Annotated in this window: 23 protein-coding genes; 10 read left to right on the top strand and 13 right to left on the bottom strand. The window is 71.8% G+C overall.

The annotated features are described in order from the left end of the window. Positions 1-21 precede the first annotated feature (21 nt). The 5 genes from AOQ53_RS26385 to AOQ53_RS26405 form a co-directional block, all read right to left on the bottom strand. Entirely contained in the window at positions 22-1,080 is a 1,059-nt protein-coding gene (locus AOQ53_RS26385; protein ID WP_059420969.1) for an iron-siderophore ABC transporter substrate-binding protein, read from the bottom strand. A 115-nt stretch (positions 1,081-1,195) separates the two neighbouring features. Beyond that, entirely contained in the window at positions 1,196-2,035 is an 840-nt protein-coding gene (locus tag AOQ53_RS26390) for an ABC transporter ATP-binding protein (RefSeq protein ID WP_059420971.1), read from the bottom strand. 38 nt (positions 2,036-2,073) lie between these two features. Next, positions 2,074-3,147 carry a FecCD family ABC transporter permease gene (locus tag AOQ53_RS26395; protein ID WP_059420973.1) on the bottom strand — a complete coding sequence of 358 codons (1,074 nt, stop codon included), beginning with the start codon at positions 3,145-3,147 and terminating at the stop codon, positions 2,074-2,076. Continuing rightward, positions 3,144-4,202, bottom strand: coding sequence for a FecCD family ABC transporter permease (locus AOQ53_RS26400; RefSeq protein ID WP_059420974.1), 1,059 nt, complete (start codon positions 4,200-4,202; stop codon positions 3,144-3,146). Before AOQ53_RS26400 ends, AOQ53_RS26395 begins: the two co-directional genes overlap by 4 nt. A 93-nt stretch (positions 4,203-4,295) precedes the next feature. After that, positions 4,296-5,648 carry a lysine N(6)-hydroxylase/L-ornithine N(5)-oxygenase family protein gene (locus tag AOQ53_RS26405; RefSeq protein WP_059420975.1) on the bottom strand — a complete coding sequence of 451 codons (1,353 nt, stop codon included), beginning with the start codon at positions 5,646-5,648 and terminating at the stop codon, positions 4,296-4,298. A 264-nt stretch (positions 5,649-5,912) separates the two neighbouring features. Between AOQ53_RS26405 and AOQ53_RS26410 the strand changes: the two genes are divergently transcribed. Both AOQ53_RS26410 and AOQ53_RS26415 read left to right on the top strand, forming a co-directional pair. Beyond that, positions 5,913-6,860 carry a methionyl-tRNA formyltransferase gene (locus AOQ53_RS26410; RefSeq protein ID WP_059420976.1) on the top strand — a complete coding sequence of 316 codons (948 nt, stop codon included), beginning with the start codon at positions 5,913-5,915 and terminating at the stop codon, positions 6,858-6,860. 84 nt (positions 6,861-6,944) lie between these two features. Then, positions 6,945-7,301 (top strand): hypothetical protein, encoded by a 357-nt coding sequence (locus tag AOQ53_RS26415; RefSeq protein ID WP_236711828.1) that lies wholly within the window; start codon positions 6,945-6,947, stop codon positions 7,299-7,301. A gap of 8 nt (positions 7,302-7,309) precedes the next feature. Here the strand turns inward: AOQ53_RS26415 and AOQ53_RS26420 are convergent, their stop codons facing one another. Both AOQ53_RS26420 and AOQ53_RS26425 read right to left on the bottom strand, forming a co-directional pair. After that, the gene (locus AOQ53_RS26420; protein ID WP_408055190.1) at positions 7,310-8,011 is read right to left on the bottom strand and encodes a response regulator; all 702 of its coding nucleotides are present in this window, start codon (positions 8,009-8,011) and stop codon (positions 7,310-7,312) included. 32 nt (positions 8,012-8,043) lie between these two features. Continuing rightward, positions 8,044-9,672 (bottom strand): sensor histidine kinase, encoded by a 1,629-nt coding sequence (locus AOQ53_RS26425; RefSeq protein ID WP_099054690.1) that lies wholly within the window; start codon positions 9,670-9,672, stop codon positions 8,044-8,046. Between the two features lie 97 nt (positions 9,673-9,769). Between AOQ53_RS26425 and AOQ53_RS26430 the strand changes: the two genes are divergently transcribed. Next, entirely contained in the window at positions 9,770-10,753 is a 984-nt protein-coding gene (locus tag AOQ53_RS26430) for a Bug family tripartite tricarboxylate transporter substrate binding protein (protein ID WP_059420982.1), read from the top strand. Between the two features lie 2 nt (positions 10,754-10,755). On the opposite strand, the gene AOQ53_RS26435 is transcribed toward AOQ53_RS26430, so the two are convergent. Continuing rightward, the gene (locus AOQ53_RS26435) at positions 10,756-11,250 is read right to left on the bottom strand and encodes a hypothetical protein (RefSeq protein ID WP_059420984.1); all 495 of its coding nucleotides are present in this window, start codon (positions 11,248-11,250) and stop codon (positions 10,756-10,758) included. Between the two features lie 108 nt (positions 11,251-11,358). After that, entirely contained in the window at positions 11,359-13,245 is a 1,887-nt protein-coding gene (locus AOQ53_RS26440; protein WP_099054691.1) for an ABC transporter ATP-binding protein, read from the bottom strand. Positions 13,246-13,457: 212 nt separating this feature from the next. On the opposite strand from AOQ53_RS26440, the gene AOQ53_RS26445 reads away from it, so the two are divergent. Together AOQ53_RS26445 and AOQ53_RS26450 are read left to right on the top strand one after the other, a co-directional pair. Beyond that, positions 13,458-14,441 carry a lysylphosphatidylglycerol synthase transmembrane domain-containing protein gene (locus AOQ53_RS26445; protein ID WP_167745765.1) on the top strand — a complete coding sequence of 328 codons (984 nt, stop codon included), beginning with the start codon at positions 13,458-13,460 and terminating at the stop codon, positions 14,439-14,441. A 230-nt stretch (positions 14,442-14,671) separates the two neighbouring features. Then, positions 14,672-15,769, top strand: coding sequence for a mechanosensitive ion channel family protein (locus AOQ53_RS26450; protein ID WP_059420987.1), 1,098 nt, complete (start codon positions 14,672-14,674; stop codon positions 15,767-15,769). Between the two features lie 179 nt (positions 15,770-15,948). Here the strand turns inward: AOQ53_RS26450 and AOQ53_RS45270 are convergent, their stop codons facing one another. Further along, positions 15,949-16,149, bottom strand: coding sequence for a hypothetical protein (locus tag AOQ53_RS45270; protein ID WP_174523352.1), 201 nt, complete (start codon positions 16,147-16,149; stop codon positions 15,949-15,951). A 271-nt stretch (positions 16,150-16,420) separates the two neighbouring features. Between AOQ53_RS45270 and AOQ53_RS26460 the strand changes: the two genes are divergently transcribed. The 4 genes from AOQ53_RS26460 (at position 16,421) to AOQ53_RS26470 (ending at position 20,402) form a co-directional block, all read left to right on the top strand. Further along, the gene (locus tag AOQ53_RS26460; protein WP_059420991.1) at positions 16,421-18,640 is read left to right on the top strand and encodes an NADP-dependent isocitrate dehydrogenase; all 2,220 of its coding nucleotides are present in this window, start codon (positions 16,421-16,423) and stop codon (positions 18,638-18,640) included. A 125-nt stretch (positions 18,641-18,765) separates the two neighbouring features. After that, the gene (locus tag AOQ53_RS26465; protein WP_059420993.1) at positions 18,766-19,554 is read left to right on the top strand and encodes an N-formylglutamate amidohydrolase; all 789 of its coding nucleotides are present in this window, start codon (positions 18,766-18,768) and stop codon (positions 19,552-19,554) included. 58 nt (positions 19,555-19,612) lie between these two features. Beyond that, positions 19,613-19,738, top strand: a complete 126-nt coding sequence (locus tag AOQ53_RS48150) for a hypothetical protein (RefSeq protein ID WP_408055189.1) — start codon at positions 19,613-19,615, stop codon at positions 19,736-19,738. Between the two features lie 121 nt (positions 19,739-19,859). Further along, positions 19,860-20,402 (top strand): cytochrome P450 family protein, encoded by a 543-nt coding sequence (locus tag AOQ53_RS26470; protein ID WP_059420995.1) that lies wholly within the window; start codon positions 19,860-19,862, stop codon positions 20,400-20,402. A gap of 3 nt (positions 20,403-20,405) precedes the next feature. Here the strand turns inward: AOQ53_RS26470 and AOQ53_RS26475 are convergent, their stop codons facing one another. From AOQ53_RS26475 to AOQ53_RS26485, 3 genes are all read right to left on the bottom strand, one after another. Then, complete coding sequence (locus AOQ53_RS26475) at positions 20,406-20,891, bottom strand: hypothetical protein (protein WP_099054692.1); 486 nt, start codon at positions 20,889-20,891, stop codon at positions 20,406-20,408. Then, the gene (locus tag AOQ53_RS26480; protein WP_059420998.1) at positions 20,888-21,463 is read right to left on the bottom strand and encodes an RNA polymerase sigma factor; all 576 of its coding nucleotides are present in this window, start codon (positions 21,461-21,463) and stop codon (positions 20,888-20,890) included. The genes AOQ53_RS26475 and AOQ53_RS26480 overlap by 4 nt, the downstream gene beginning before the upstream one ends. Positions 21,464-21,525: 62 nt before the next feature. Then, on the bottom strand, positions 21,526-22,956 hold the full coding sequence (locus AOQ53_RS26485) for a S8/S53 family peptidase (RefSeq protein ID WP_059421000.1): 1,431 nt from the start codon (positions 22,954-22,956) through the stop codon (positions 21,526-21,528). Positions 22,957-23,133: 177 nt separating this feature from the next. Here AOQ53_RS26485 and AOQ53_RS26490 point away from each other — a divergent pair, with 177 nt between their 5' ends. Next, complete coding sequence (locus AOQ53_RS26490) at positions 23,134-25,701, top strand: CHAT domain-containing protein (protein ID WP_059421130.1); 2,568 nt, start codon at positions 23,134-23,136, stop codon at positions 25,699-25,701. The last annotated feature ends 42 nt before the right edge of the window (positions 25,702-25,743 follow it).

Genomic DNA, 25,743 nt, shown 5'->3' on the forward strand with positions numbered 1-25,743 from the left:
AGGACTTGGTGACCGGCATCGCTACTCGGCCACCGACTTCACGAGCTCGTCGACGGCGTACGGCATGGACAGCAGGGTGCCCTGGGAGATGGCCGCGCCGACCGCCGGGCCCTCGCTGTCCAGCAGGTAGGACACGTTGCCCTTCTTCACGGCGTCCAGGTTGGCGAACAGCTTGAACTTCTTCAGGGCCGCCGTGTCGGCCTTGTCGTTGATCACGAAGATGCGGTCGACGTCGACCAGGTCGACGCGCTCGGGCGAGAGCTTGGTGTAGAAACTGCCGTCCGCGACCTTGTCGATCTCGGTCTGGTACTTGAAGCCGATGCCCGTCACGAGCCGGCCGCGCACGTCGGTGGAGGTGAAGGGCGCCACCGAGTTCTCGTACCAGGACAGTACGACGGCGGTCTGCTTCGCGAGCTCGGGGTGCGCCTTCTTGGCCGCGTCGAGCTTGCCCTGGATGTCCTGCACCATCTTCTCGCCCTCCTCGGCCTTGCCGAGTGCCTTGGCGATGTGCAGGGCGTTGTCCTGCCAGGGGGCGCTGAACGGCTCCTTCTCGGCCTTGGTGCGGGCCACCGTCGGCGCGATCTTGGAGAGCTTGTCGTAGCCGGCCTGGTCGATCTCGGAGTAGACCGCGATGATCAGGTCCGGGCGCAGGGCGGCGATCTTCTCGTAGTTGGGGCCGGTGTCACCGTTCTTCATGATGACCTCGGGCTTGGTGTCACCCCACTTGTCCTTCACCCAGGGCCACTGGGTGTTGATGTCGGGGCTCTGGCCCGCCGGGTTCGGGTACTGGTCGGTCATGCCGACCGGCTTGATGCCGAACGCCAGGACGGTCTGGTCGTCGGTGTATCCGACGGTGACGACCCGCTTCGGGGTTTCGGTGACCTTCGTGGTGCCGAACGCGTGCTCCACGGTGACCGGGAAGGCACCGGCCGCGGCGGTCGAGGTGGTGTCGCTGCCCTTGTCCGCCGAGTCCGATCCGGAACCGCACCCCGCGAGGAGGCCGACGCCGAGCGTCGCGGCGGAGAGCAGTGCAGCGACCCGCCGCCATGGCGTCCTGCGCGTCGTTCTGTGGAGGAGCATCCGTCAATCCCCTTGCTTTTCGCACTGTCCACTACGCCCCCGGGTAAGGGCCAGGCAAACCGTATCGCAAGGCAGTAAGGCAAGCCTAGCCTTACTTGTGTAACTTTATGGCGAACTAGTCGAGTTGGACATGCGTGCGACCGATCGGGACGATAAGCGGCCGGTCGCCCACCGGGTCGTCGATGACCTTGGCGCGCAGTCCGAACGCCTCGTGCAGCAACTCGGCGGTCAGCACGTCACGGGGATGTCCCTGCGCCAGGATCGACCCGGCCCGCATCACGATGAGGTTGTCGCTGTAGCGCGCGGCCAGATTGAGGTCGTGCAGCACCATCACCACGGTGCATCCCGACTCGTGCAGATCGTCGACCAGATCGAGCACGTCCATCGCGTGCGCCAGGTCGAGATAGGTGGTCGGCTCGTCCAGCAGCAGCAGATCGGTGCCCTGGGCCAGGGTCATCGAGATCCACACGCGCTGCCGCTGTCCGCCGGACAGCGCGTCGACCGGGCGGTCGGCCAGGTCGGACACTCCGGTCATGGCCAGCGCACGTTCGACCACGTCGGCGTCGTCCGAGGACCACTGCCGCAGCCAGCTCTGGTGCGGATGGCGGCCCCTGGCGACCAGGTCGGCCACCGTCAGCCCCTCGGGTGCGACCGGCGCCTGCGGCAGCAGGCCGAGTTTCCTCGCCACGTCCCGCGTCCTGAGCCGGGCGATGTCGTCACCGTCCAGCACGACCGTCCCCTTGGACGGTTTGAGCAGCCGGGACAGGGTCCGCAACAGGGTCGATTTCCCACAGCCGTTCGGGCCGATGATGGTGGTGATCACCCCGGGGGGTATCGCCACGTCGAGATCGTCGATGACGGTCCGGGCGCCGTATCCGACCGTGACGCCCCTGGCTGCCAGCCGTGAGGCGTGATCGGACTCGGACTCGACCCCGGTGACGGACTGAGTGACCACAAGGCCCCCTTACTTAGGCTCGCCTGACTTTGTACCAGCTATCTGCGGTTCGCCCGTACCAGCAGATAGACGAGGAAGGGGCCGCCGATCGCCGCGGTGACCACGCCGACCGGGAGACTGACGGGCAGTGCCGTGCGGGCGACCAGGTCCGAGCCGGTCAGCAGCAGCGCACCGACCAGCGCGGAGGCCACCATGGGCGGCGTCGGGCACCGCGCCAGGCGCATCGCCACCTGCGGGGCCACCAGCGCCACGAACGGGACCGGGCCCGCCGCGCTCACCGCCACGCCGGCCAGCAGCACCGCGCACAGCAGGAGGACCGCCCGCACGGCCGAGTACCGCACCCCCAGGCCCGCGGCGACGTCGTCACCGAGGTGCATCGGCTTGAACTGGAACGCGGCGCCCGCCACGACGACCAGGAGGACGAGCGTGCCCCAGACGGCCACCTGGACCTCGTCCCACGACCGGTCGTCCAGCGAGCCGATCAGCCAAGCCTGCGCCTGGGCCACGTCCCTGATGTCGGCCGAGACCAGCAGCCAGGTCGTGAGGGCCTCCATCACGGCACTCACCGAGATGCCGATGAGGATGAGCCGGAGGCCGTCGATCCCGCGCCGCCAGGCGAGGAAGTACACCAGCAGGCCCGTGCAGAGACCGCCCATGAGGGCAGCCGCCGACAGGCCCACTGAGTTGACGACCGCCGCGGCCGTCCCGCCCGACACCGTCACCAGGGACACCGCGACCGCGCTGGCGCCGCCCGTGATCCCGAGGACGTCCGGACTGGCCAGCGGATTGCGGGCGATGGACTGCGTGAGCGCTCCGGACACCCCCAGCGCGATGCCCACGACGACCCCGGCCAGGGCCCGCGGCATCCGCAGATCCATGATCACGAACTCGTCGACCTGCTCACCCCGGCCGAAGATCGTGGCGATCACCTGGGGCAGCCCGATGGGGAAGTCCCCGACGCCGATGGACAGGCAGAACACCAGGAACGTCGCCGCCGCGAGCAGCAGCGTGACGCACACGAGCCACGGTCGCCACACGAACGACACCTGGCCGAGCCGCACGCCCGGCGCCACCGACGGCTTTACGTCCGGCTTCACGTCTGTCCTGTTCATGCGTTCTTGAACTTTCCGCGCCACACCAGAGCCGCGAAGAACGGGGCTCCCAGCAGAGCGACGACGACACCCGCGTCCAACTCGCTCGGCCGCACCACCAGGCGCCCGACGATGTCGCAGACCAGGAGGACGACGGCGCCGAGCAGACCCGCGTACGGCACCAGCCAGCGGTAGTCGGGCCCGGTCAGGTACCGGGCCACGTGGGCCACCATGAGCCCGAGGAACGCGATGGGGCCGCACGCGGCCGTCGCGGCGCCCGCGAGCAGGGTGATGGCGGTGATGCCGATGGTCCGGCTCAGCGCGATGTTCACCCCGAGCCCGCGCGCCACGTCGTCACCCAGGTTGAGCAGGTTGAGGGCCGGCAGCGTGATCAGTGCCAGTACCAGCCCGGCCGCGATGAACCCGGTCACCGGCCAGATGACGCCGAATCCCACGCCGGCCACGGAGCCCGCGTTCCAGAACCGCAGCGCGTTCAGCGACTTCTGGTCCGACAGCGCGACCGCCACGGTCATCGCCGCGAGGAACACTGTGACTCCCTGCCCGGCCAGGGCGAGCGTCAACGGGTTCCCGGCACCGCGGCCGATGCTCGCAAGGCCGAACACCACGACACCGGTGACCGCCGCCCCCAGGAAGGCGAACCAGATGTACTGGAACGGGTCGGAGAGCCCGAACACGGCGATCACCGTCACCACGGCGAACGAGGCGCCGGAGTTCACGCCCAGCAGGCCGGTGTCGGCGATCGGGTTGCGCGTGTACCCCTGGATCAGCGCCCCGCCGACCCCCAGGGCGACGCCCGTCACGATCGCGAGCACCGTCCGGGGCACCCGCACGGTCTCCACGATGAGCCTGATCTCGGTGAGCCGCTGGTCGGACTCCGGCGCCGCGAACAAGCCGTGCCACACCTCGCCGGGGCTCAACGCGCGCGCCCCGACGGCCAATGACACCGCCCCCGCTGCCACGAGGATCAGCACCAGCGCACCCAGGCCCACAACTCGCCGTCGACGGGCTTGAGTTGTGACCTTGGACGCGGGGCGCTCCACTGCGATCGTGCCCATGTCGACGTACGTTATCCCTTTGATCAGTGCCGCCGCGCCGGCCGGGTGGGCCCACCTGGCGAGGCGCGGCGATGTGACGGCGGAACCGGTGGACTAACGGGCGGGGCTGCCGGTTCCGTCGGCGACCGTCCGGGCCTCGTCGGAGGCGGACTTGCGGCCCCGGTCGAGGAGCGAGTCGAGGATCTCGCCGACCCTGATGGCGGTGTTGGACAGCAGGGACGAGGTGATGCCGTGCGTGTGCTCGGTGCCGCCCTGGAGGTATATGCCGCAGTGCAGGCCGGGCTCCGTCGCGATGCGGTAGTCGCGCTCGACGCGGACGCGGCCCTCGTCGTCACGGAGGCAGCGGTCGGCCACCTCGCCGAGCAGACCGACGGGGTCGGCGGGGCTGTAGCCGGTGGCGAAGACCACGACGTCGGCGTCCAGGAGGGTCTCCTCGCCGGTGACGAGGGACGTGACGGCGGCCGTGACCTTGTCCGGCGTCTCCGTGACACCAGTGAGCCGGGAGACGTTGAGGAAGCGCAGGCGCTCGGCGCCGAGGACCTTCTCCCGGTACATCTGCCGGTACAGGTCGTCGATCAGGTCGATGTCCACCACGGAGTAGTTGGTGTTGCCGTGGTAGTCCATCAGCCGGCGTTTGACGTCCTCCGGCGCGGCGAAGAACTCGTCGACGGCCTCGGGGTCGAAGATCCGGTTGGCGAAGGCGCTGTCGTCGGCGGGGCTGTAGCCGTAGCGGGAGAAGACCGCGCACACCTCGGCCTCGGGGAAGCGGCGGTGCAGGTAGGCGACGTTCTCGGCGGCGCTCTGCCCGGCGCCCACGACGACGAACCGGGAGGGTGAGGTGCCCTCCAACGCGTCTATCCTGCCCAGTAGTTCGGAGTTGTGCCAGACGCGGTCGCTGCGCTCCACGCCCTCCGGCATGAGGGGGCGCAGGCCGGTACCGAGGACGAGGTTGCGGGCCCGGTGGACCTCGAGGCCCTCCCCCGAACGGACCGTCACGTCCAGGTACTCCACGGCGCCGTCGCGCATGACCGGCATGACGCCGACGACCTCGTGGCCGTAGGAGACCATGCCGTCGACCTGGCCCGCGGCCCACTCGAAGTAGTCGTGGAACTCCACCCGCAGCGGGAAGAGGTTCTTGTGGTTGATGAAGTCGATCAGCCGTCCCTTGCTCTTGAGGTAGCACAGGAAGCTGTACTCGCTGGCGGGGTTCCGGAGCGTCACCAGGTCCTTGAGGAAGGACACCTGCATGGTCGCGTCGTCGATGAGCATGCCTCGGTGCCAGCCGAAGCGCGGCTGCTGCTCGAAGAAGTGAGCGGAGACCGCTTCCTCCCCGGCGCCTGCGTTGTGCTCGCTGAGCGCGATCGCCATGGCCACGTTGGACGGCCCGAAGCCGATGCCTATGAGGTCGTGGATCAAAGGGGCGTCGCCAGGACGAGCCTGTGCCATGTCACTCCCATCGTGCGGTGCGGCGGCCCTTCTGGGCAGGCAGCCGTCGGTCGAGCATCGGGAAGTACGGAAGTCGGGCACGCCGAAGAGGCACCACCCAAAAACTTAGGTAAGGCTAAGCTCATCCCGTGGAGCTGTCCATAGACAAAACGGGTACGCCGCAGCAGGCGGGTCGTCAACACGTGCGTAAACCGGACCCGTTGACCACTTAGGCAAGCCTTGCTTTACTGGCCGCGGCCATTCCCTGCTTCGAGGAGGAACCCCATGCGGGTCGTCATGTTCGGTTACCAGACCTGGGGGCACCGCACCCTGCAAGCCCTCCTGGACTCCGAGCACGACGTGGTCCTGGTCGTGACGCACCCCAAGAGCGAGCACGCGTACGAGAAGATCTGGAGCGACTCGGTCGCCGACCTCGCCGAGGAGAACGACGTACCGGTCGTGATCCGCAACCGCCCTGACGACGACGAGCTGTTCGAGCGCCTCAAGGAGGCCGACCCGGACATCATCGTGGCCAACAACTGGCGTACGTGGATTCCGCCGCGCATTTTCGATCTGCCGCGCCACGGCACGCTGAACGTGCACGACTCGCTGCTGCCGAAGTACGCCGGCTTCTCCCCGCTGATCTGGGCGCTGATCAACGGCGAGCCCGAAGTGGGCGTCACCGCCCACATGATGAACGACGAACTCGACGCCGGCGACATCGTGCGGCAGGAGGCGGTGACGGTCGGGCCGACGGACACGGCGACCGACCTGTTCCACAAGACCGTCGACCTCATCGCCCCGGTCACCATCGGCGCGCTCGACCTCATCGCCTCCGGGCAGACGGAGTTCACCAAGCAGGACCGCTCCCAGGCCAGCTTCTTCCACAAGCGGTCCATCGAGGACAGCCGCATCGACTGGACCTGGCCGGCCGAGGACCTGGAGCGCCTGGTCCGCGCCCAGTCCGAGCCGTACCCCAGCGCCTTCACCTTCCACAAGGGCAGGCGACTCGAGGTCCTGGCCGCCGTCGTCTCCGAGGGCCGGTACGGCGGCACACCCGGCCGCATCTTCTACCGCGAGGGCGAGGGCGTGGTGATCGTCGCCGGAGCCGACGCCCGCACCGGCCGCAACCACGGTCTGGCCATCACGCGCGTGCGGACCGAGGACGGCCGGGAGCTGCCCGCGACCGAGCACTTCACCGCCATGGGCGGCTACCTGACCAACCAGCCCTGACGCTGCTGTGAAACTTCTGTGCAACGGGTGAGGCTTTAAGTTTCAAGATTCCTTTTCCGGTGGGCTGCTGCGACAGTGAGTCCCATGGGGGCAGTACATGACGTCGAAGTCGAACCACCGGGACGACAGTTGGCCTACCACGACACGTACCACCGGACTGCCGGCACGCTCCTGAGCCCCGTCCTCGGCTGGGTCCTGGCGCTCACCGGGGCCGTGGTGCTTCCCCTGACCGCCGCGACGGCCGTCGGACCGGAATCCGGGCAGTGGCGTGACCAGAGCCCTGGCCTGCACACCGTGACGATCACGGAGGACACGACGGAGAAGACGGGCACCTCGACGCCGAAGGACCGAGGCGGTTCCGCCGCGACGGCCTCCGTCCCGGCCCCCGTGCCTTCCCCCTTGCCCGCGCCCGGCCCTCTGCAGGGCGACGGCCCGCCGTAGGCGCGGGATCACGCCCGCCAGGAGTACCGCCGTTCGGGCCGGCCGGCGACGCCGTAGCGCAGGGACACCTCCGCGCTGCCGGTGCCGTGGAAGTACTCCAGGTAGCGGCGGGCGCTCACGCGGGACACGCCGGTCAGCGCGGCGCACTCGGAGGCGGACAGGGAGCCGTCCGCCTCGCGCAGGGCCCGCTCGACGAGTTCGGCGGTCTCCACACTCATGCCCTTGGGCAGCGCGGGGGCCGGGGCGGGGACGCCCGTTCCGGCCAGGACCCGGTCGATGTCGGCCTGGCCTCGTACCACTGTCGTGAGCAGCCGGCCCCGCTGGGCGGCATAGCGCTCCAGGCGGGGGCGCAGATCCTCGAAGTCGAAGGGTTTCAGGAGGTAGTCGACGACCCCCTGCCGGACGGCGCCGCGGACCGCGCCGGCCTCCTGCGCGGCGCTGATGACCATGACGTCGCAGTCATGGCCTGCGGTGCGCAGCCGGGGGATGACGTCCAGGCCGAAGAGGTCGGGGAGATACAGGTCGAGCAGGACGAGGTCGGGGCGCAGTTCGTCCACGGCCTCGACCGCCTGTCCGCCGGTATGGGCCACGCCGACGACACGGAACGGCTCGACGCGTTCGACGAACGCGCGGTGGACCCGGGCCACCATGAAGTCGTCGTCGACCACGAGGACGTCGATCGTGCCCGCCTTGTCACGCGTTCCGGTCATGTCGCGTGTTCCGGTCATGTTGCGCGTTCCGGTCATGGGGCCGCTCCTTCCGCCACCGCTTCGGGGAGGTGGCTGACGGTCATGCGTGCGGTGAACACGGCCCCGTCAGGGGTGTTGGCCACCGAGATCTCTCCCCCGTGCCGTTCGCAGACCAGCTTGGTCAGGGCCAGTCCGATGCCGCGCTCGCCCTCCCGCGCGGCCTTGGTGGTGAAGCCGTGGGAGAACACCTCGCGGGCCAGTTCGGGAGCCACGCCCGGCCCCGAGTCGCGGACCACGATCTCCACGCTGGAGGCGTCCTGCCGCAGCGCCACCTCGACCCACCGCTCCCCTTGGTGCGCCGCGGCGTCGACGGCGTTGTCCACGAGGTTGCCCACCACGGTCGCCACGTCGGCGGCGTCCTCCGGGGCCAGCCGCTCCAGCGCGGTGTCGTCCGAGATGCGCAGGCTGACCTTCCGTTCGGCCGCGAGGGACGCCTTGGCCATCAGCAGCGCGGCCACCGCCGTGTCCCGGACGCGGCGGCTGAGGGTGACGTCCAGGGACTGGCGGTGCTGGTTCAACGCGCGGATGTAGCGCACGACTTCGTCCTGCTCGCCGATCTGGATCAGCCCGGAGATGGTGTGCAGCTGGTTGGCGAACTCGTGCGCCTGCGCCCGCAGCAGCTCCGAGGAGCTGCGGAAGGAGCCGATCTCCCGCTCCAGCCGGGCCAGTTCGGTACGGTCGCGCAGGGTGGTGACCGAGCCGAGGAGCCGGCCGTCCTTGGTGACGGTCATCCGGTTCATCACCAGGACCCGGCCGTGGCGGACGACGACCTCGTCCCGCTTGCCGGCGGTGGTTCCGGCCAGCACGTCGCGCAGCCGTCCGTCGATGCCCAGGCCGTCCAGGCTCTGACCGACGCAGTCCTCGGGCAGGTCGAGCAGGCGGCGGCCCATGTCGTTGACGAGGGAGAGCCGGTGCTGCGGGTCCAGGGCGACCACGCCCTCGGCGATCCCGTACAGCATCGCCTCCCGGTGCTCGGCGAGCCCCGCGATCTCCCCCGGCTCCAGCCCGAGGGTCTGCCGCTTCACCCGCCGCGCGAGCAGCCAGGAGCCGGCCACGCCGAGCCCGCTGGCGATGCCCAGGTAGGCGAGCAGATACGAGGAGGCGCCGCTGAGCCGCTGCCAGACGGTCGGATCGGCCTCGCCGATCATCACCGTGCCGAGGATCCGGCCGAGATTCTCCTGCGTCGCCCCGAGGACGGGGACCCGGGCTGCCAGCTCGCGGTTGCCGTCCAGCGTCAGCGGCCCCGACCAGCCCCGCGCCTGGTCGGGGGCATGCCCCTGGGGCAGCCGCTCGCCGATCACCGTGGGATTGGTGGAGCTGACGATCCGGCCGGAGGCGTCGGCCACCGTCACCGAGGTCACTCCGGACTGCGCCTGCGTGGCGAGCACCAGCGGAGCGAGGGTCTCGCCGGGCGCGGGACGCACCAGCTGGCTGCGTACCAGGGGGTTGGCGGCCAGCTGTTCGGCCAGCGCGCTCACCCGGCGTCCCTCGACGCGGTTGAAGGTGGCCTGCGACTGGGCGAGCGAGACCGCGGCGACCGCCAGCAGCACCACCACGACGATGGCGAGCTGGAGCACCAGCATCTCGCCCGCGAGCGAATGGCGACGAAAGGTGGCGACCACAATGAACTCAATCTTCAATGCCGACACAGGTGGGGCGGCTCGTGTGCCGAGTCGCACAATCATGACGCCGGCCAGGGAAAACCGGAAGTGAGGTGTCATGAGACGTCCCGCACGCGCCTTACTCGGCGCCTTCTCGGCCCTGGCCCTGCTGGCGGCCGGCGCGTGCGGTGGGTGGCCGGGCGACGGGCCCGCGCGGGACCTGCGGCTCATGGTGCCCAACACCCCGGGCGGCGGCTACGACACCACGGCCCGTACCGCGGCCCGGGTCATGGAGGAGACCGGGATCGCCTCGGACGTGCAGGTGTTCAATCTGCCCGGCGCCGGCGGCACGGTGGGCCTGAAGCGCCTCGCCGACGAGCGGGGCAACGGCGATCTCGCCCTCCAGATGGGCCTCGGAGTCGTGGGCGCGGCGCACGCGGCCGGTTCCGAGGTGACCGTCACCGAGACCACCCCGATCGCACGCCTCGTCGAAGAGGCCGGCGCGATCGTCGTCCGGAAGGACTCGCCGTACCGGACGATCGGCGCGCTGGTGGACGCCTGGCGCGAGGACCCCGGGAGCCTCCGCGTGGGCGGCGGGTCCTCGGCCGGCGGCCCCGACCATCTGCTGCCGATGCGGCTGGCGCAGACGGTCGGCATCGACCCGAGGAAGGTCGCGTACGTGCCGTACGACGGTGGGGGCGGGGAGCTGCTGCCCGCGCTGCTGGACGGCAGGGTCTCCATCGCCACCAGCGGGTTCGGCGAGTTCCTCGACCAGATCCGCGCCGGCCGGCTGCGGGTCCTGGCCGTCACCGGCGAGCGGCCGGTCGGTGTGCTGCCGGGTGTCCCGACCCTGAAGTCCTCGGGGATCGGCCTGGTCTTCGAGAACTGGCGGGGCGTCGTGGCGCCGCCCGGCATCAGCGACGCCGACCGGCGGCGCTGGGTCGAGGCCCTGACCGAGCTGCACGACTCCCGCCAGTGGCGGGCCGAGCTCCGCCGGCACGGCTGGAGAGACGTGTTCGCCACCGGCCGTGCCTTCGAGTCGTATCTGGCCCGGCAGGACGCACAGGTCGCCGGTCTCGTCAGCCGGCTCGGACAGCGGTGACCTCAGGAGGCGTTCGCGCTGGGGCCGATCCCCTTCAACTCCCGGACCGTGCCGCCGAGTTTCGCGCGGAGGGGTTCGAGCATCTCCGGCTTGGCGCTGACCACCCAGCGCATGCCGACGAGGTACCTGCCCCCGTAGACGCCGGCCGACTCCAGCCAGGTCTCCTTGAGCCTCTCCTCGGGGAAGGTGGTGATGAGGTAGTCACCCTTCTTGGTGTGGCACACGCCCTCGCGCAGCTCGTCCGCCTCGGTGCGGATCTTCACCTTGCAGCCGGTCAGGGCGGCGATCACCTCCGCCTTCGCCGGCGCGACGACTCCGGCGGCGGGAGCGGCGGACCCGCTCGGCTTCGCCGTCCTGCCGCCGGCGGCCGGCTTGTCGTGGTCACCACCGCCGCAAGCGGTGACCAGAGGGAGCACGATCAGCGCGGCGGCGCGCAACCGATGGGCGCGGGACAGGGGCCGGCGGTTGGATCGTGCGTGCGGTTGCTGCTGGGACACGTCGTTTCTCCGGGTGCGAACCGTCCTGCCCTCGCGGGCAGCAGGAGTACTCGTCAGGGGTACGGATGCGCACCCGGAGCCGTTCACACAGGCCGGGGCGTCGGCGCTCTACGCGGCCACCCCGTCCACGACCGGGCTCTCCGTCCCGCCGAACTGGGTCCGGTACAGCTCCGCGTACCGCTCCCCCGCCGCCAGGAGTTCCTCGTGCGTGCCGCGTTCCACGATCCGGCCGGCCTCGACGACCAGGATCTGGTCGGCTGTCCGGATCGTGGAGAGCCGGTGGGCGATCACGACCGCCGTCCTGCCTTCGAGGGCTTCGGCGAGTGCCTCCTGGACGGCGGCCTCGGAGGTGTTGTCGAGGTGGGCGGTGGCCTCGTCGAGGATGACGACGCGCTGCCGGGCCAGCAGCAGCCGGGCGATGGTCATGCGCTGGCGTTCCCCGCCGGACAGACGGTAGCCGCGTTCGCCGACCACTGTGTCGAGACCGTCGGGCAGCGACCGTACGAGGTCGTCGAGCCGGGCCCGGCGCAGGGCGTCCCACAGGTCGCTCTCCGTGGCCGTGGGGCGGGCCAGGAGGAGGTTGGCGCGGACGGTGTCGTGGAAGAGGTGCCCGTCCTGGGTGACCATGCCGAGGGTCTCCCGCAGGGAGCGCGCGCTCAGGTCGCGGACGTCGACGCCGCCGACGCGTACGGCGCCCTCGTCGGCGTCGTACAGGCGCGGCAGCAGTTGCGCGACGGTCGACTTGCCCGCGCCGGAGGAGCCGACGAGCGCCACGGTCTGCCCCGGTTCGGCGCGGAAGGAGATGCCGTGCAGGACCTCGTCACCGCCCCGCTTGTCCAGAGTGGCGACCTCCTCCAGGGAGGCCAGGGAGACCTTGTCGGCGGAGGGGTAGCCGAAGCGGACGTGGTCGAACTCGACCGCGACGGGCCCGTCGGGTACCCGGCGTGCGTCCGGCTTCTCCTCGATGAGCGGCTTCAGGTCGAGCACCTCGAAGACCCGCTCGAAGCTGACGAGGGCGCTCATCACCTCGACACGGGCCCCGGCGAGCGCGGTCAGCGGCGCGTACAGCCGGGTCAGGAGCAGCGCCAGCGACACGACCGCGCCGGGCTCCAGCGTGCCGCGCAGGGCGAGGGTGCCACCGAGGCCGTAGACCAGGGCCAGGGCGAGGGCGGAGACCAGGGTGAGGGCGGTGATGAACGCGGCCTGGGCGGTCGCCGTCCGGACGCCGATGTCCGCGACCCGGCGGGCGCGTTCGGCGAACTCCGCCGACTCCTCCTCGGGACGCCCGAAGAGCTTGACCAGGGTGGCGCCGGGTGCGGAGAAGCGCTCGGTCATGCGGGTGCCCATGGCCGCGTTGAGCGTCGCCGCTTCCCGCTGCATACGGGCCATACGGCTGCCCATGCGCCGGGCCGGGACCACGAACACCGGCAGCAGCACCAGCGAGAGCAGGGTGATCTGCCAGGACAGCGTGAGCATCACGGCGAGCGTGAGCAGCAGCGTGACGAGGTTGCTGACCACTCCGGACAGGGTGTTGCTGAACGCGCGCTGGGCTCCGATGACGTCGTTGTTGAGTCGGGAGACGAGGGCGCCCGTACGAGTGCGTGTGAAGAACGCGACCGGCATGCGCTGTACATGGTCGAAGACGGCGGTCCGCAGATCGAGGATGAGGTGCTCGCCGAGCGTCGCCGACAGCCTCCGGCCGAGGATGCCGAGCGCCGCCTCCGCCACCGCGATCAGCGCGATGAGCAGGGACAGGCGTACGACGGTGCTCTCGGTGCCGCCCGAGACGATCGCGTCGACGACGCTTCCGGCCAGGACGGGGGTCGCCACGGCGAGCAGGGCGGTCCCCACGCCGAGCAGGACGAACAGGGCGATGCGGCGCCGGTGGGGGCGGGCGAACGCGCCGATGCGGCGCAGGGTGGCGAGGGCGAGGGGGCGGCGCTCCTCCTGGGCGTTCATGACGCTGTGCAGTTGTGTCCACGCTGTGGTCTCCATACTCATGGAAGAGAACGTAGAACCTCAAGCATTCTTGAGGTCAAGGCGCTCGCACATCGCCGCGACATCCCGCACAATCGGCCCGAACCCCCTCTCCCCGTCCCCCCGCAAAGGCCCCGATGACGCTCTCCTCCCAGCCGCTCCCCGCGCGTAAGACGCCGTCCGCATGTCCGCAACCCGCCGTTGGCGGGGCGTGGGAAGCCTCAGCGGACGTGACAGCGGTACAACTCCCCGAACTCCGCCCGGGACGACTCCCCCGTCGCGTCCCGGTCCGCCGCCTGCGTCAGATCCTGTGTCTGCTTCCGCTCCTGCTGGTCACCGTGGTCGCGGTGCAGCACCGGTCGGTGCTGGCCGAGGGCTTCGCGCATCTGGGCAACGCCGAGTGGCCATGGCTGCTGGCCGCGGTGGGCGCGACCTGTCTGACCTGGGTCGCCGCCGCCTGCACCCGGCAGGGCGCGGTCGTCGAGCGGCTGCCCCGACGGCGGCTGCTCGCCACGCAGTTCGCGGCGGGCGCGGCCAACCACCTGCTGCCGACGGGGCTGGGCGCGAGCGCGGTCAACCTGCGGTTCATGACGGTGTGCGGGCTGCCGCTCGCCCGCTCCTCGGCGGCTCTCGCGCTGTATCTGCTGGCGGAGAGCATCGGCCGGGTGGCCCTGCTGGGCGTCCTGCTCGTCGCGTTCCCGGACGCGCTGCGGCTCGGCGCGCTGGTTCCGGAGACGGCCTTCGGCCCGCTGCTGGCCGGTGCCGGTGTGGTGTTCGTCATCGCGGTGGCCGTGCTGGCCCTCGTCCGGCGGGTGCGCGCGGCCGTGCTGTCCTTCCTGCGGACGGCGCTCGGTGAGGCCCGCTCGGTGCACACCCGCCCGGCCCGGGCCCTGGCGCTGTGGGGCGGGGCCTTCGCCTTCCCCGCGTTGCAGGCGAGCGTCCTGGTGCTGGTGGGCCGGGCGATGGGGCTGGACGTGCCGCCCGCGCACATGGCGGTGGCCTACCTGGCGGCGACGGTCGCCGTCGCGCTGGTGCCCACGCCGGGCGGGATCGGCTCGGTGGAGGCGGCCCTGGTCATGGCGCTGGTCGCGGCTGGCGGCCCGGCCGCGGTGGCCACGGCCGTGGTGCTGGCCTTCCGGGTCATCACGGTCTGGCTGCCACTGCTGCCGGGCGCGCTGACGCTGGCGGCGCTGGTACGCCTGAAGGTGATCTGACCGGCCGACAAGCCCCGGAGTGCCCGGGCGGAACGCCCGCGGCTTGGCCCGTTCCCCGGTACGAACCACCGTACGGAATGCGGCAGGATGAACGATCGCGCCGACCCCGGGTCAGGGTGGTCGGGCGCGACCGGACATCCCGCAGGACGAACAGGTGACGACGTGACGAAACTTCACATCCGGCCGCCGGCAACGGCGTTCGCCGCAGTTTTCCTTCCCGGAGGTGACAGGTGAACCGGGCGCTCACCGCGGACGATCTGGTCTTCGCCGGCATCGCCCTGGCGTCGGGCCTGCTGGCGGCCTTCGCGCTGCGCATGCTGCTGCGCTGGCTGGGCCGGCACGCCGACCGCACCCGCTGGAGCGGGGACGACGTCATCGTGCACGCGCTGCGGGCCGTGCTGCCGTGGGCCGCGGTGGTGGGCGGCGTGGCGGGCGCGGCGGCGGTTCTGCCGCTGACGAAGACGGTGCAGCACCACACCAACCAGGTGCTGACGGTGCTGCTCATCTCCGTGGCGACGGTGTCGGCGGCGCGGGTGGTGGCCGGTCTGGTGCGCACGGTCACCCAGTCTCGTTCCGGTGTCGCCGGCTCGGCCACGATCTTCGTCAACATCACCCGGATCCTGGTCCTGGCGATCGGCTTCCTGGTGGTGCTTCAGACGCTGGGGATCTCCATAGCCCCCATGCTCACCGCCCTGGGCGTCGGCGGTCTGGCGGTCGCGCTGGCGCTTCAGGACACCCTCGCCAACCTCTTCGCGGGCATCCACATCCTCGCCTCCAAGACCGTCCAGCCCGGTGACTACATCCAGCTCAGCAGCGGTGAGGAGGGCTACGTCGAGGACATCAACTGGCGGCAGACGACGATCCGCAACCTGTCCAACAACCTCGTCGTGCTCCCCAACGGCCAGCTCGCGCAGGCGAACATGACCAACTTCATGCGCCCCGAGCAGCAGCTGACCATCCTGGTCCAGGTCGGGGTGGCCTACGACAGCGACCTGGAGCACGTGGAGCGGGTGACCAACGAGGTCATCGCCGAGACGATGACCGAGGTCGAGGGCGCGGTGCCGGACCACGAGCCGATCATCCGGTTCCACACCTTCGGCGACTCGCGCATCGGCTTCACGGTCATCCTGGGCGTCGGCGAGTTCAGCGACCAGTACCGGATCAAGCACGAGTTCATCAAGCGCCTGCACAAGCGCTACCGCGCCGAGGGCATCCGCATCCCCGCCCCGGCCCGGACGGTGGCGCTCCAGCAGGGCGGGGCCGTCATCCCCCAGCAGCGGACCGGCGAGCTCGAGCCGGGCGACATGACCTCCGCCCGGTTCGACTGAGGCCAGTTCTCGTGCAGGCGCCCGCCCCGCCGGCTGTGCGGCCCGGCCGGGGGCGGGCCGTTCAGTCCCGGTGGCCGGGCGCGTGCGCGGCGTCTGCCATGCCCGCCGTACCGCTCCAGGAGCGCACCCTCGACGGCGGTGAAGCCGCCTCGCCGATCGACACCGCGACCGGTCCTCGATCACATAGCCGCCAGGGTGATCTGCGCCACCTCGGTGGCGATCGGCGGGCAGGAGCAGCACCTGCCCGCGATCCCGTCGCCGGTCAGCCGCTCGGTATGCACGGGCCGCCCGCCTGCGGCGCCCCGCAGTCCGCCGGGCACGGTGCCCCGGGCTTTCGCGGGGAGCGTACGCCCCGGGCTGATCCGCAGCTTCTCGGCCACCTGCTCGAAAGTGCCCGGGCGACCGCCGACGCGGACGGACCGCACGTCCGGGCCGAGCGCGTCGAGGGAGAAGCAGGTCAGGGACCGCCGCCGTGCCGATGCGGGCTGCCGTCGGGGCCGTCGCTCCGCTGCGGTGTCTCATGGTCCGCTTCGCTCGGACGGCTGGCGGGTGCCGGTCACCCGAAACTGGGCGCGGACCCCTGTCGAGACGAGGTCAGTCACGAGATATCTTGATGTCGAGCAATGTTGCAGACGTGGAGCGGAGCACCCGGTGACTGACTCGACCATCATCTATACGCACACTGACGAGGCCCCGGCCCTGGCAACGTATTCCTTCCTGCCGGTGGTCCAGGCGTACGCCTCGCAGGCGGGTGTCGCCGTCGAGACCCGCGACATCTCGCTGGCCGGGCGCATCATCGCCCTGTTCCCGGAGTACCTGACCGAGGACCAGCGCATCCCGGACGCCCTCGCGGAGCTGGGGCAGCTGGCCAAGACGCCCGCCGCCAACATCATCAAGCTGCCGAACATCTCGGCGTCGATCCCGCAGCTCAAGGCCGCGATCGCCGAGCTCCAGAGCCAGGGCTACGCGCTGCCGGACTACCCGGACGACCCGAAGACCGACGAGGAGCGCGACATCCGCGCCCGCTACGACAAGGTCAAGGGCTCCGCCGTGAACCCGGTCCTGCGTGAGGGCAACTCGGACCGCCGCGCCCCCGCGTCGGTCAAGAACTACGCCAAGTCCCACCCGCACCGCATGGGCGCCTGGTCCGCCGAGTCCAAGACGGACGTGGCGACCATGGGCCAGAACGACTTCCGCTCCACCGAGAAGTCCGTGGTGATCGCCGAGGACGGCGCGCTGCGCATCGAGCTCGTCGGCGACGACGGCACCACCACCGTGCTGCGCGAGTCCGTACCCGTCCAGAAGGGCGAGGTCGTCGACGCCTCCGTGATGCGGGTCGCCGCGCTGCGTGAGTTCCTGACCGCGCAGGTCGCCAAGGCCAAGGCCGAGGGTGTGCTGTTCTCGGTGCACCTGAAGGCGACGATGATGAAGGTCTCCGACCCGATCGTCTTCGGCCACGTGGTGCGCGCCTTCTTCCCGAAGACGTTCGCGAAGTACGGCGACAAGCTCGCCGCGGCCGGCCTGACCCCGAACGACGGTCTGGGCGGCATCTACAAGGGCCTGGACGCCCTGCCCGAGGGCGCCGAGATCAAGGCTTCCTTCGACGCCGAGCTCACCGAGGGCCCGGAGCTGGCGATGGTCGACTCCGACAAGGGCATCACGAACCTGCACGTGCCCTCCGACGTCATCATCGACGCCTCCATGCCAGCCATGATCCGCACCTCCGGCCACATGTGGGGCCCGGACGGGCAGGAGCACGACGCCCTGGCGGTCATCCCGGACTCCTCCTACGCCGGCGTCTACCAGGCCGTGATCGAGGACTGCAAGGCCAACGGCGCCTTCGACCCGTCCACCATGGGCACGGTGCCGAACGTCGGCCTCATGGCGCAGAAGGCCGAGGAGTACGGCAGCCACGACAAGACCTTCGAGATCGCCACCACGGGCACGGTCCGCCTGGTCGACGAAAACGGCACCGCGCTCATCGAGCAGTCCGTCTCGGCCGGTGACATCTTCCGCGCCTGCCAGACCAAGGACGCGCCGATCAGGGACTGGGTGAAGCTGGCCGTCACCCGCGCCCGCGCCACCGGCGACCCGGCGGTGTTCTGGCTGGACGAGACCCGTGCGCACGACGCCAACCTGATCGCCAAGGTCGAGCAGTACCTGCCGGAGCACGACACCGAGGGCCTGGACATCCGGATCCTGAACCCGGTCGAGGCCACGAAGCTGTCGGTGGAGCGCATCCGCCGCGGCGAGAACACCATCTCCGTCACCGGCAACGTGCTGCGCGACTACCTGACCGACCTGTTCCCGATCCTGGAGCTGGGCACCAGCGCCAAGATGCTGTCGGTCGTCCCGCTGATGGCGGGCGGCGGCCTGTTCGAGACGGGTGCGGGCGGCTCGGCGCCGAAGCACGTGCAGCAGCTGGTCAAGGAGAACTACCTGCGCTGGGACTCCCTGGGCGAGTTCTTCGCCCTGGTGCCGTCCCTCGAGCAGTTCGCCAAGGTGACGGGCAACGCCCGTGCCCAGGTCCTGGCCGACACCCTCGACCGCGCCACGGCGACCTTCCTCAACGAGGACAAGTCCCCGACCCGGCGCGTCGGCGGCATCGACAACCGCGGCAGCCACTTCTACCTGTCCCTGTACTGGGCGCAGGAGCTGGCCCGGCAGACCGACGACGCGGACCTGGCGAAGGCCTTCGCGCCGATCGCCGAGACGCTGGCCGCCAACGAGCAGAAGATCGTCGACGAGCTGATCGCCGCCCAGGGCAAGCCGGCCGACATCGGCGGCTACTACCAGCCCGACCCGGCGAAGGCCGCTGAGGTCATGCGCCCGTCCGCCACGTGGAACGAGGCGCTGGCGTCGCTGAGCTGACGCCTGGCCTCCCTCGGTCCCTCCGCTCCGCCCCGGCCGGCGCACCGCCCGGCCGGGGCGGAGTCATGTTCGAAGAGGCGGGGTCTCGAGCGGAGCCCCCTGACAACGTCCTGTGGAGCCGCCGCGTGACCGACGACCCCCAGTCCTTCGACGTCCTGCCCGGCGCCGGGCACTCCCCCGTGATCCTGCATGTCCCGCACTCGGCGCGGGAGATACCGCCGTCCGTCCGGGCGGACATCGTGCTGGGCGACGACGAGCTCGCGCGGGAGCTGGACCACATCACCGACGCGCACACGGCGGAGATCGCCGAGGCGGCGGCCGGGGCCGCCGGCGTCGTCCCGTGGCGGTTCGTCAACCGGCTGTCGCGGCTGGTCGTCGACCCCGAGCGCTTCCCCGACGAACGGGAGGAGATGCGCGTCGTCGGAATGGGCGCGGTCTACACCCGGACCACGCACGGCGCTGTGCTGCGGTCCGGGGACGTCGAAGCCGGGCCGCTCGTCCAGCGGTACTTCCTGCCGTACGCGCGGGCGATGACCCAGGCCGTGGCGGACCGCCTGGCGGCCACCGGACGGGCCGTGATCATCGACGTGCACTCCTATCCCCGCGCCCGGCTGCCGTACGAGCTGCACGGGGAGGGGGCCCGTCCGCCGGTGTGTCTCGGCACCGACTCCTTCCACACCTCTCCCGGGCTGCTGGACGCCGCGCGGCGGGCCTTCGGGGAGACGGAGCTCGACAGCCCCTTCAGGGGGGCCTACGTGCCGCTGGAGTTCTACGGGACCGACCCGCGGGTCGAGGCGCTCATGGTGGAGATCCGCCGGGACACCTACATGACCGAGCCGGGCGGTCCCGCCAGTCCCGGTCTCGGGCGGCTCGCCGCCGCGCTGGCCCGCCTGGTAGACGCCGTGTCCGGCTGACCGCCACCGGCTTGAACTCCCGCGCGACAAGCGGCGGGGACGCGGTGAGGCTGGGGGAATGAAGGAGGAGACCACCACGCCGACCGGCCAGGCACCGCCCCCGGTACGGGACTGGCCCGTCCTCGACCTGGACGGGACGGAGTTCGGCCCGGTCCTCGCGGAGCTGATGCGCGAGGGCCGCTGACCCGGATCCGGCTGCCGTACGGCGAGGGGTGGGCGTGGCTGGCCACCCGCCACGACGACGTGAAGCTGATCACCAACGATCCGCGGTTCAGCCGCGCGGAGGTGACTGGTCGTCAAGTGACATGGACGGTACCGCACTTCAGCCGCCGCCCGGTTCGCTCGCCTTCACCGACCAGCCCGACCACAACCGGCCGCGCAAGGCCGTCGCCGGCGCCTTCACCGCCGGCTCGATGAAACGGCAGATCATCTCCACCTCGGGCGGGGCCGAGGCCGCCGACCGGGCCAAGGGCAGCCTGTACGGCTGGCTCACGCAGACGATCCGCTCCCGTGCGCACAGCACCGGCGGCGACGTGTACTCCCTGCTGGGCGCCGCCGTGGCCGCCGGCGACATCAGCGATACGGAGGCGGTCGGCCTCGCCGGACCGCTCCAGACCGGCGGCGAGGCCGTCATCCGCAACTGCGGGCAGATGCTCTGCCTGCTGCTCACCGGCCCGAGTCGCGGCAGACGTGGCACGAGCGGCCCGGGGCGTGCGACGCGCTGCTGGCCGAGCTGCTGCGCCGCACGCCCGGACTGCGGCTCGCCGTCCCCGCGGACCAGGTGGCCTGGCGCCGCAAGACGATGCCCCGGGGGCCGAGGACACTGCCCTGCACCTGGTGACCCGTGAGGCCTACGCCCGCAGCCACTCCGTCACCACCACGTCGCCGCCGGTCCGCAACCGCAGGGCGAACGGGCCCTGGGGCGGTGCGTCGGCGGTGAAGCGGCCCAGATCGTCGGACGTGAGCGAGGAGCCGGGGCCTGGTCCGGTCAGGACCTCGATGCCGGCCGGCTGGGGCGGCAGCACCTGGCCCATCAGCCGGTGCGTGGTGACCTCGACGTCGACGGTCACCTCACCCGCCTGGAAGGTCAGCATCCGGGGCGGGTCGCCGGCTCCCCGGACCGGGAGGGCGTCGACCAGCGAGTCGAAGGTGAGTTCCGCGACGCGGGCGTCCAGGTCGTGCAGTGCGTAGGCGTCGACGGCGATCTGCTGGAGTTCCGCCGGCACGGGGTCCAGGACGGCGGCGGCCTGCCGGAGTTCCTCCTCCAGCAGGCCGGCGTCGAACTCCTGGTCCTCCCAGCCGTCCTCGTCGAACACGTCGTCGTTCATGTCGCTCATATCGTCCCCCGCGCTTCGAGCCGGGCCCGCAGGCGCCGCAGGCAGCGCTGGCGCAGCGGCCCGATGCTGCCCACCGCGATCCCGAGCGCGGCGGACACGTCCTGGTAGCTGGGCGGCGGCGTGGCCATCAGTACCCGCAGCAACTGCCGGCACCGCTCGCCCAGTTCCTCGAACTCCTGCCACAGCCGCCGTACCCGTTCGCTCTGGGCGGCGGCCTCCTCGGAGTCGAGCAGCGACTGTTCCGGCGTGCCGTCCTCGCTGACCCGGTCCAGGAGCTGTGGATCGTCCGTCAGGGTCAGTCGTTGCGAACTCCGGATGACCTTCAGGCACTCGTGGCGCGCGGTGCTCGCCAGCCACGCGCCCGCCTTGCCGGGTTCCCGGATCCGCCCGAGGTGCTGGGCGAAGCGGAACCAGGCGGTCTGGTACACCTCGTGGGCGTCCGCGTCGGACAGCCGGTGGGCCCGCACCACGGACCACACCAGGGGGCTCAGCCCTTCCACGAGCGCCTTCCAGGCCGCCGCGTCGCCGTCGGCGGCGGCCTGGACGAGCGCGCCGGCATCAGTACGGTCCACGGCAGCCCCACCCCTCGAGTACGGCACGTCATCGTACGCCGTGGAGGGGGCAGTTCCGGCCCTCACAGGCCGGGGGCGAGACGGACGACCGGGACAGGACGCCAGGTGGGCGGGCGCAGCACGGGTACGTGCGCCCCGCGCACTTCCGCGACCCCGGTGCCGGCGGCGAGCAGCTGCCGCCGGGCCGCGCGCGGGTCGGCCTCCTTGTGCGCCGTCATGTGGGCGGCGATCAGGCCGGCCGTCACGGGGGTGGCGAAGGACGTGCCGCTCCACTGCGCGTACCCCTCGAACATCACCTGGTCCGGCTTGGCGGAGGCGTTCTCGTCGCTCAGCACACCGGTGTGGCGGGGGTGCCGGCAGGTGCAGCCGTAGGTGAAGCCGTAGCGGCAGGCATCGTACGTGGAGTGCTGGTAGACGTACGGGACGGGCGTCTCGAAGCCGGTGAGGGCACTGGTGAGTCGCTCGCCGGGGGCGTAGACCTTCACCCACGGGCCGTGGTTGGTGAAACAGGCGCCGGACTCGCCGTCGCTGCGCAGCGCGCCGACCGACAGCACGGAGTCCTCCCAGCCGGGCAGGTCGGCGTAGGCGGCGGGCCAGAAGGGGGTGGCGCTGCCGTTGTTGCCGGCGGCGGCGACCAGCAGGGTGCGCTGCTCGCGCAGTTCCCGCATGAAGTTCTCCACGCCGAGCAGGCCGTCGGTGCGGCCGTTGGAGGTGCCGGCGGAGAGGCTGAGGACGTCGGGCCAGCCGCCGGCGTCGACGGCCTCGAAGAGCTTCTCGCCGAACTCCGACTCCAGGATGGCGCCCGCGTCGTTGAGGCTGCCGCGCACGGTGATGTCGGTGTTGGGCGCGACGGCGGCGACGAGCCCGGCGATGAACGTGCCGTGCCCGACGTACTGCTGGAGGATCCCCTGCTCGTCGCGCTCCTGGACCTGGGCGTCGCCGTCGGTGTGGGCGAGGAGCGTGCAGGAGCGGTAGTCGTGCGTGAGGCCGGTGTCGACGACGAGGACGCCGACGGCGGTGCCCGGGTCGTACGCCGTGTCCGCGGCCGCCGGGTTGGGCGGCTCGCTCGCCGGGACGGGTACGGGTTCGTCGCCTGGGCAGGCGTTGACCGCGATGTGCACCACGTGGTTGCGGGCGACCATCCGGTGCCCGGCACGGGCCTCGCGCTCGCGCACGGACCGCAGTGCCTGCGTGACGGCACGGTCGGTTCCCCGGCTCCCCTCGCCGGGGTCGCCGACCCGGATCCGGGTGACGCCACTGCGGTTGGCCTGCGGGCCCGCCCTGCGGACCTGGTCCTGGTCGAGGTCGGGTGCCGCCGTGAAGTGCGCCCGTACGGTGTCCTCGACGATCCGGGCCTCTTCGCCGTCGCGGACGAGGACGACGCCCTTCTCGTACATGAACTCGGCCGAGTCGTCCGGTCCCGTCGCCAGGGGGACGTCGGGCATCGAGCGCTGGATCTGGTCGAACTGCTCGTGGAATCGCTGAGGTGCCATGCGGGTCCTCCCACTGGGCGACGGCGTCGGTCGGTGCGGCGAACGGTCGTCGGTACTCGTCGACAAGAGCCGCCGGGCGGCCTTTTGATACAGCGCCAACCTGTGTGGTGCGGTTCGGGGGCCACTACCATCCGAGAAGTGACAGCGGGAAGCAACTCGGTGCAGGAACTGCTGCCGATGGTGTTCGCCGACCCGGGCGAGGCTCTCACGAGCGCCCGGGCGCTGCTCGACGCCGATCCCTCCCCGCTGGACGCCTCCGTCGCGCATCAGGTGATCGGCATCTGGCAGCGGGACTTCGGTGATCTGCGGCTCGCGCTGAGCCATCTGCGGCGGGCCCGGGAGTTCGCGGCGCGGGCGGACTCGGCCGACCGGGAGGCGGACGTGCTGGCCACCCTGGGGGTGGCGCTGGTGCACGCGGGCCGTACCCGGGAGGGCCTGGCGGCGTTCGAGCGGGGGGTCGCGCGGGGCGGCGGGCACACGCGGGCGCGGGTGCTGTACCGGCGGGCGTACGTGTGGTGGGTGCTCGGTCACCATCGCGAGGCACTGGAGGACGTACGCCGGGCGATTCCCGTGCTGCGCCAGGCGGAGGACGTGATCTGGACGGCGCGTGCGCTGACCCTGCGGGCGACCGTGCATCTGGCGCTGGGGGCGGTGGAGCGGGCCGAGGCGGACTTCACGGCGGCCGAGGCGCTGTGGGACACCACGGGCCAGGAGCACGACAAGGCCGACGCCGTGGAGAGCCGGGGGCTCGCCGCGTTCCGGTCCGGTGACGTGCCGGCGGCGCTGCGGCTGCTGGACGAGGCGGAGGAGCGGTACGCCCGGCTGGGCACGCCCACGTTCATGCTGAACATCCGGCGCTGTGAGGTGCTGATGGCGGCCGGGCTGGCCCCCGAGGCGCTGGCCGAGGCGGACGCGGCGATCGGGAAGCTGGACGGGATCGGCGGGCAGTCCACCCGCAAGGCGGAGCTGCTGCTGGCCGCAGCGCGTGCCGCACGGCTGGCGGGCGACCCGCACACCGCGATCGCCCGCGCCGCCTTGGCGGTACGGCTGTTCGCCGGGCAGCGCCGCACCTGGTGGGAGACGCACGCCCGGCTGGTGCTGATCGAGGCGCGGCACGCGGCCGGGCGCGGCTCGGGGCGGCTGGTCGCCGACGCCGCGGCGGTGGCCGGGAAGCTGGCCGCCTTCGGTGCGCCGGCCGCGCCGGAGGCGTCGCTGCTCGCGGGCCGGATCGCGCTGGGCCTGGGCTGGACGGCGGACGCGGAACGGCATCTGGCCGTCGCCGCCCGCAGCAGACGGAACGGCCCGCCGCTGGCGCGGATGACGGGCTGGGCGGCGCAGGCGCTGCGGGCCCGGGCCGCCGGGTCCACCCGGGGCGTGCTGGAGGCGTGCCGGCGCGGCCTGGACGTGCTCGACGACCACCGGATGACGCTGGGCGCCTCGGAGCTGCGGGCCCGCGCCACCGAACAGGGCGCGGAACTGGCCGCGTTGGCCGGGCGGGCCAGTCTGGTCTCCGGCGGCCCGCGGCGGCTGCTGGTGTGGAGCGAGCGCTGGCGGGCCACCGTGCTGTCCACCCCGCCGACCCGGCCGCCCGCCGACCCGGAACTGCTCAGCGGCATGACCGCCTTCCGCGAGATCGCCTCCCGCGCGGAGGCCGCCCGGATGGAGGGCCGGCCGGTTCCGGCACTGGAGCGCGAACAGCGGCGCCTGGAGCGGCAGATCCGCTCCCGGACCCTGCACATGCGCGGCGAGGCCCCCGGGGGCGGCGACCGGTTCGACGTCGGCCGGCTGCTGGACCGGCTGGGCGACGAGGTCCGGCTGGTGGAACTCGCCGTGCTCGACGGGCGGGTGCAGGTGCTGCTGTGCGGGCAGGGGCGGGTGCGCAGGTTCGAGGCCGGGCTGCTGGCCGACGCGGAGACCGAGACCGAGCACGTACAGGCGGGGCTGCGGCGGCTGGCGCATCCGGGGGCCGAGGCGCGGCTTCCCATGGTGGAGGCTGCGGGGCGGCGGCTGGAGGAGCTGCTGCTCGGGCCGGCCGCGGCCCACCTGGGCGGCGGCCCCGTGGTGATCGTGCCGCCGGGGCGGCTGCACCGGGTGCCGTGGGCGCTGCTGCCGTCGCTGCGGGAACGGGTGCTCAGCGTCTCGCCGTCGGCGGGCAGTTGGCTGCGGGCCCGGGAGACCGCGCCGCCGCCGGACGGCCGCCATGTGCTGGTACGCGGCCCGGGCCTGGCCACGGGCGGCGCCGAGGTGCCCGAACTGGCCGGGCGCTACGCCTGTGCGACCGTCCTGGAGGACGACGAGGCGCGGGTGCCGCGTGTGCTGGAGGAGCTGGACGGGGCCGCGCTGGCGCACATCGCCGCGCACGGCACGTTCCGCGCGGACAGCCCGCTGTTCTCCTCGCTGCGGATGGCCGACGGCCCGATCGTCGTGCACGACTTCGAGCGTCTGGACCGCAGCCCCTACCGGATCATCCTCTCCTGCTGCGACACCGCCCTCCTCGCCTCCGTCGGCGCCGACGAACTGCTCGGCCTGGTCACCGCGCTGCTGCCGCTCGGCACGGCCGGGGTGGTGGCGTGCAGCGCGCCCGTCAACGACGCCGCCGTGGTGCCGCTGATGCTCGCGCTGCACAAGGGCCTCGGGGCCGGACTGTCCCTGGCGGAGGCGCTGCGCGACGCCCGGGCCGCCCTGCCGGGCGACGCGCTGCACCAGGCCACGGGGTGGGCGTTCTCGGCGTTCGGGGCGGCCTGACCCGTCCCCTGTTCGGGTCAGGCCGCCGGTCTGGTTGGGCCG

This window comes from Streptomyces azureus (assembly GCF_001270025.1).
Classification (GTDB): domain Bacteria; phylum Actinomycetota; class Actinomycetes; order Streptomycetales; family Streptomycetaceae; genus Streptomyces; species Streptomyces azureus.

Excerpts from the sequence above, each read along its gene's own strand:
- AOQ53_RS26470 (WP_059420995.1), top strand. The coding sequence starts at position 19,860 with ATGGACGGTACCGCACTTCAGCCGCCGCCCGGTTCGCTCGCCTTCACC.
- AOQ53_RS26475 (WP_099054692.1), bottom strand. The coding sequence starts at position 20,891 with ATGAGCGACATGAACGACGACGTGTTCGACGAGGACGGCTGGGAGGAC.
- AOQ53_RS26405 (WP_059420975.1), bottom strand. The coding sequence starts at position 5,648 with ATGGCACAGGCTCGTCCTGGCGACGCCCCTTTGATCCACGACCTCATA.
- AOQ53_RS26410 (WP_059420976.1), top strand. The coding sequence starts at position 5,913 with ATGCGGGTCGTCATGTTCGGTTACCAGACCTGGGGGCACCGCACCCTG.
- AOQ53_RS26395 (WP_059420973.1), bottom strand. The coding sequence starts at position 3,147 with ATGAACAGGACAGACGTGAAGCCGGACGTAAAGCCGTCGGTGGCGCCG.
- AOQ53_RS26485 (WP_059421000.1), bottom strand. The coding sequence starts at position 22,956 with ATGGCACCTCAGCGATTCCACGAGCAGTTCGACCAGATCCAGCGCTCG.
- AOQ53_RS26385 (WP_059420969.1), bottom strand. The coding sequence starts at position 1,080 with ATGCTCCTCCACAGAACGACGCGCAGGACGCCATGGCGGCGGGTCGCT.
- AOQ53_RS26415 (WP_236711828.1), top strand. The coding sequence starts at position 6,945 with ATGGGGGCAGTACATGACGTCGAAGTCGAACCACCGGGACGACAGTTG.
- AOQ53_RS26420 (WP_408055190.1), bottom strand. The coding sequence starts at position 8,011 with ATGACCGGAACGCGTGACAAGGCGGGCACGATCGACGTCCTCGTGGTC.
- AOQ53_RS26430 (WP_059420982.1), top strand. The coding sequence starts at position 9,770 with ATGAGACGTCCCGCACGCGCCTTACTCGGCGCCTTCTCGGCCCTGGCC.
- AOQ53_RS26440 (WP_099054691.1), bottom strand. The coding sequence starts at position 13,245 with ATGGAGACCACAGCGTGGACACAACTGCACAGCGTCATGAACGCCCAG.
- AOQ53_RS26400 (WP_059420974.1), bottom strand. The coding sequence starts at position 4,202 with ATGGGCACGATCGCAGTGGAGCGCCCCGCGTCCAAGGTCACAACTCAA.
- AOQ53_RS26490 (WP_059421130.1), top strand. The coding sequence starts at position 23,134 with ATGGTGTTCGCCGACCCGGGCGAGGCTCTCACGAGCGCCCGGGCGCTG.
- AOQ53_RS48150 (WP_408055189.1), top strand. The coding sequence starts at position 19,613 with ATGAAGGAGGAGACCACCACGCCGACCGGCCAGGCACCGCCCCCGGTA.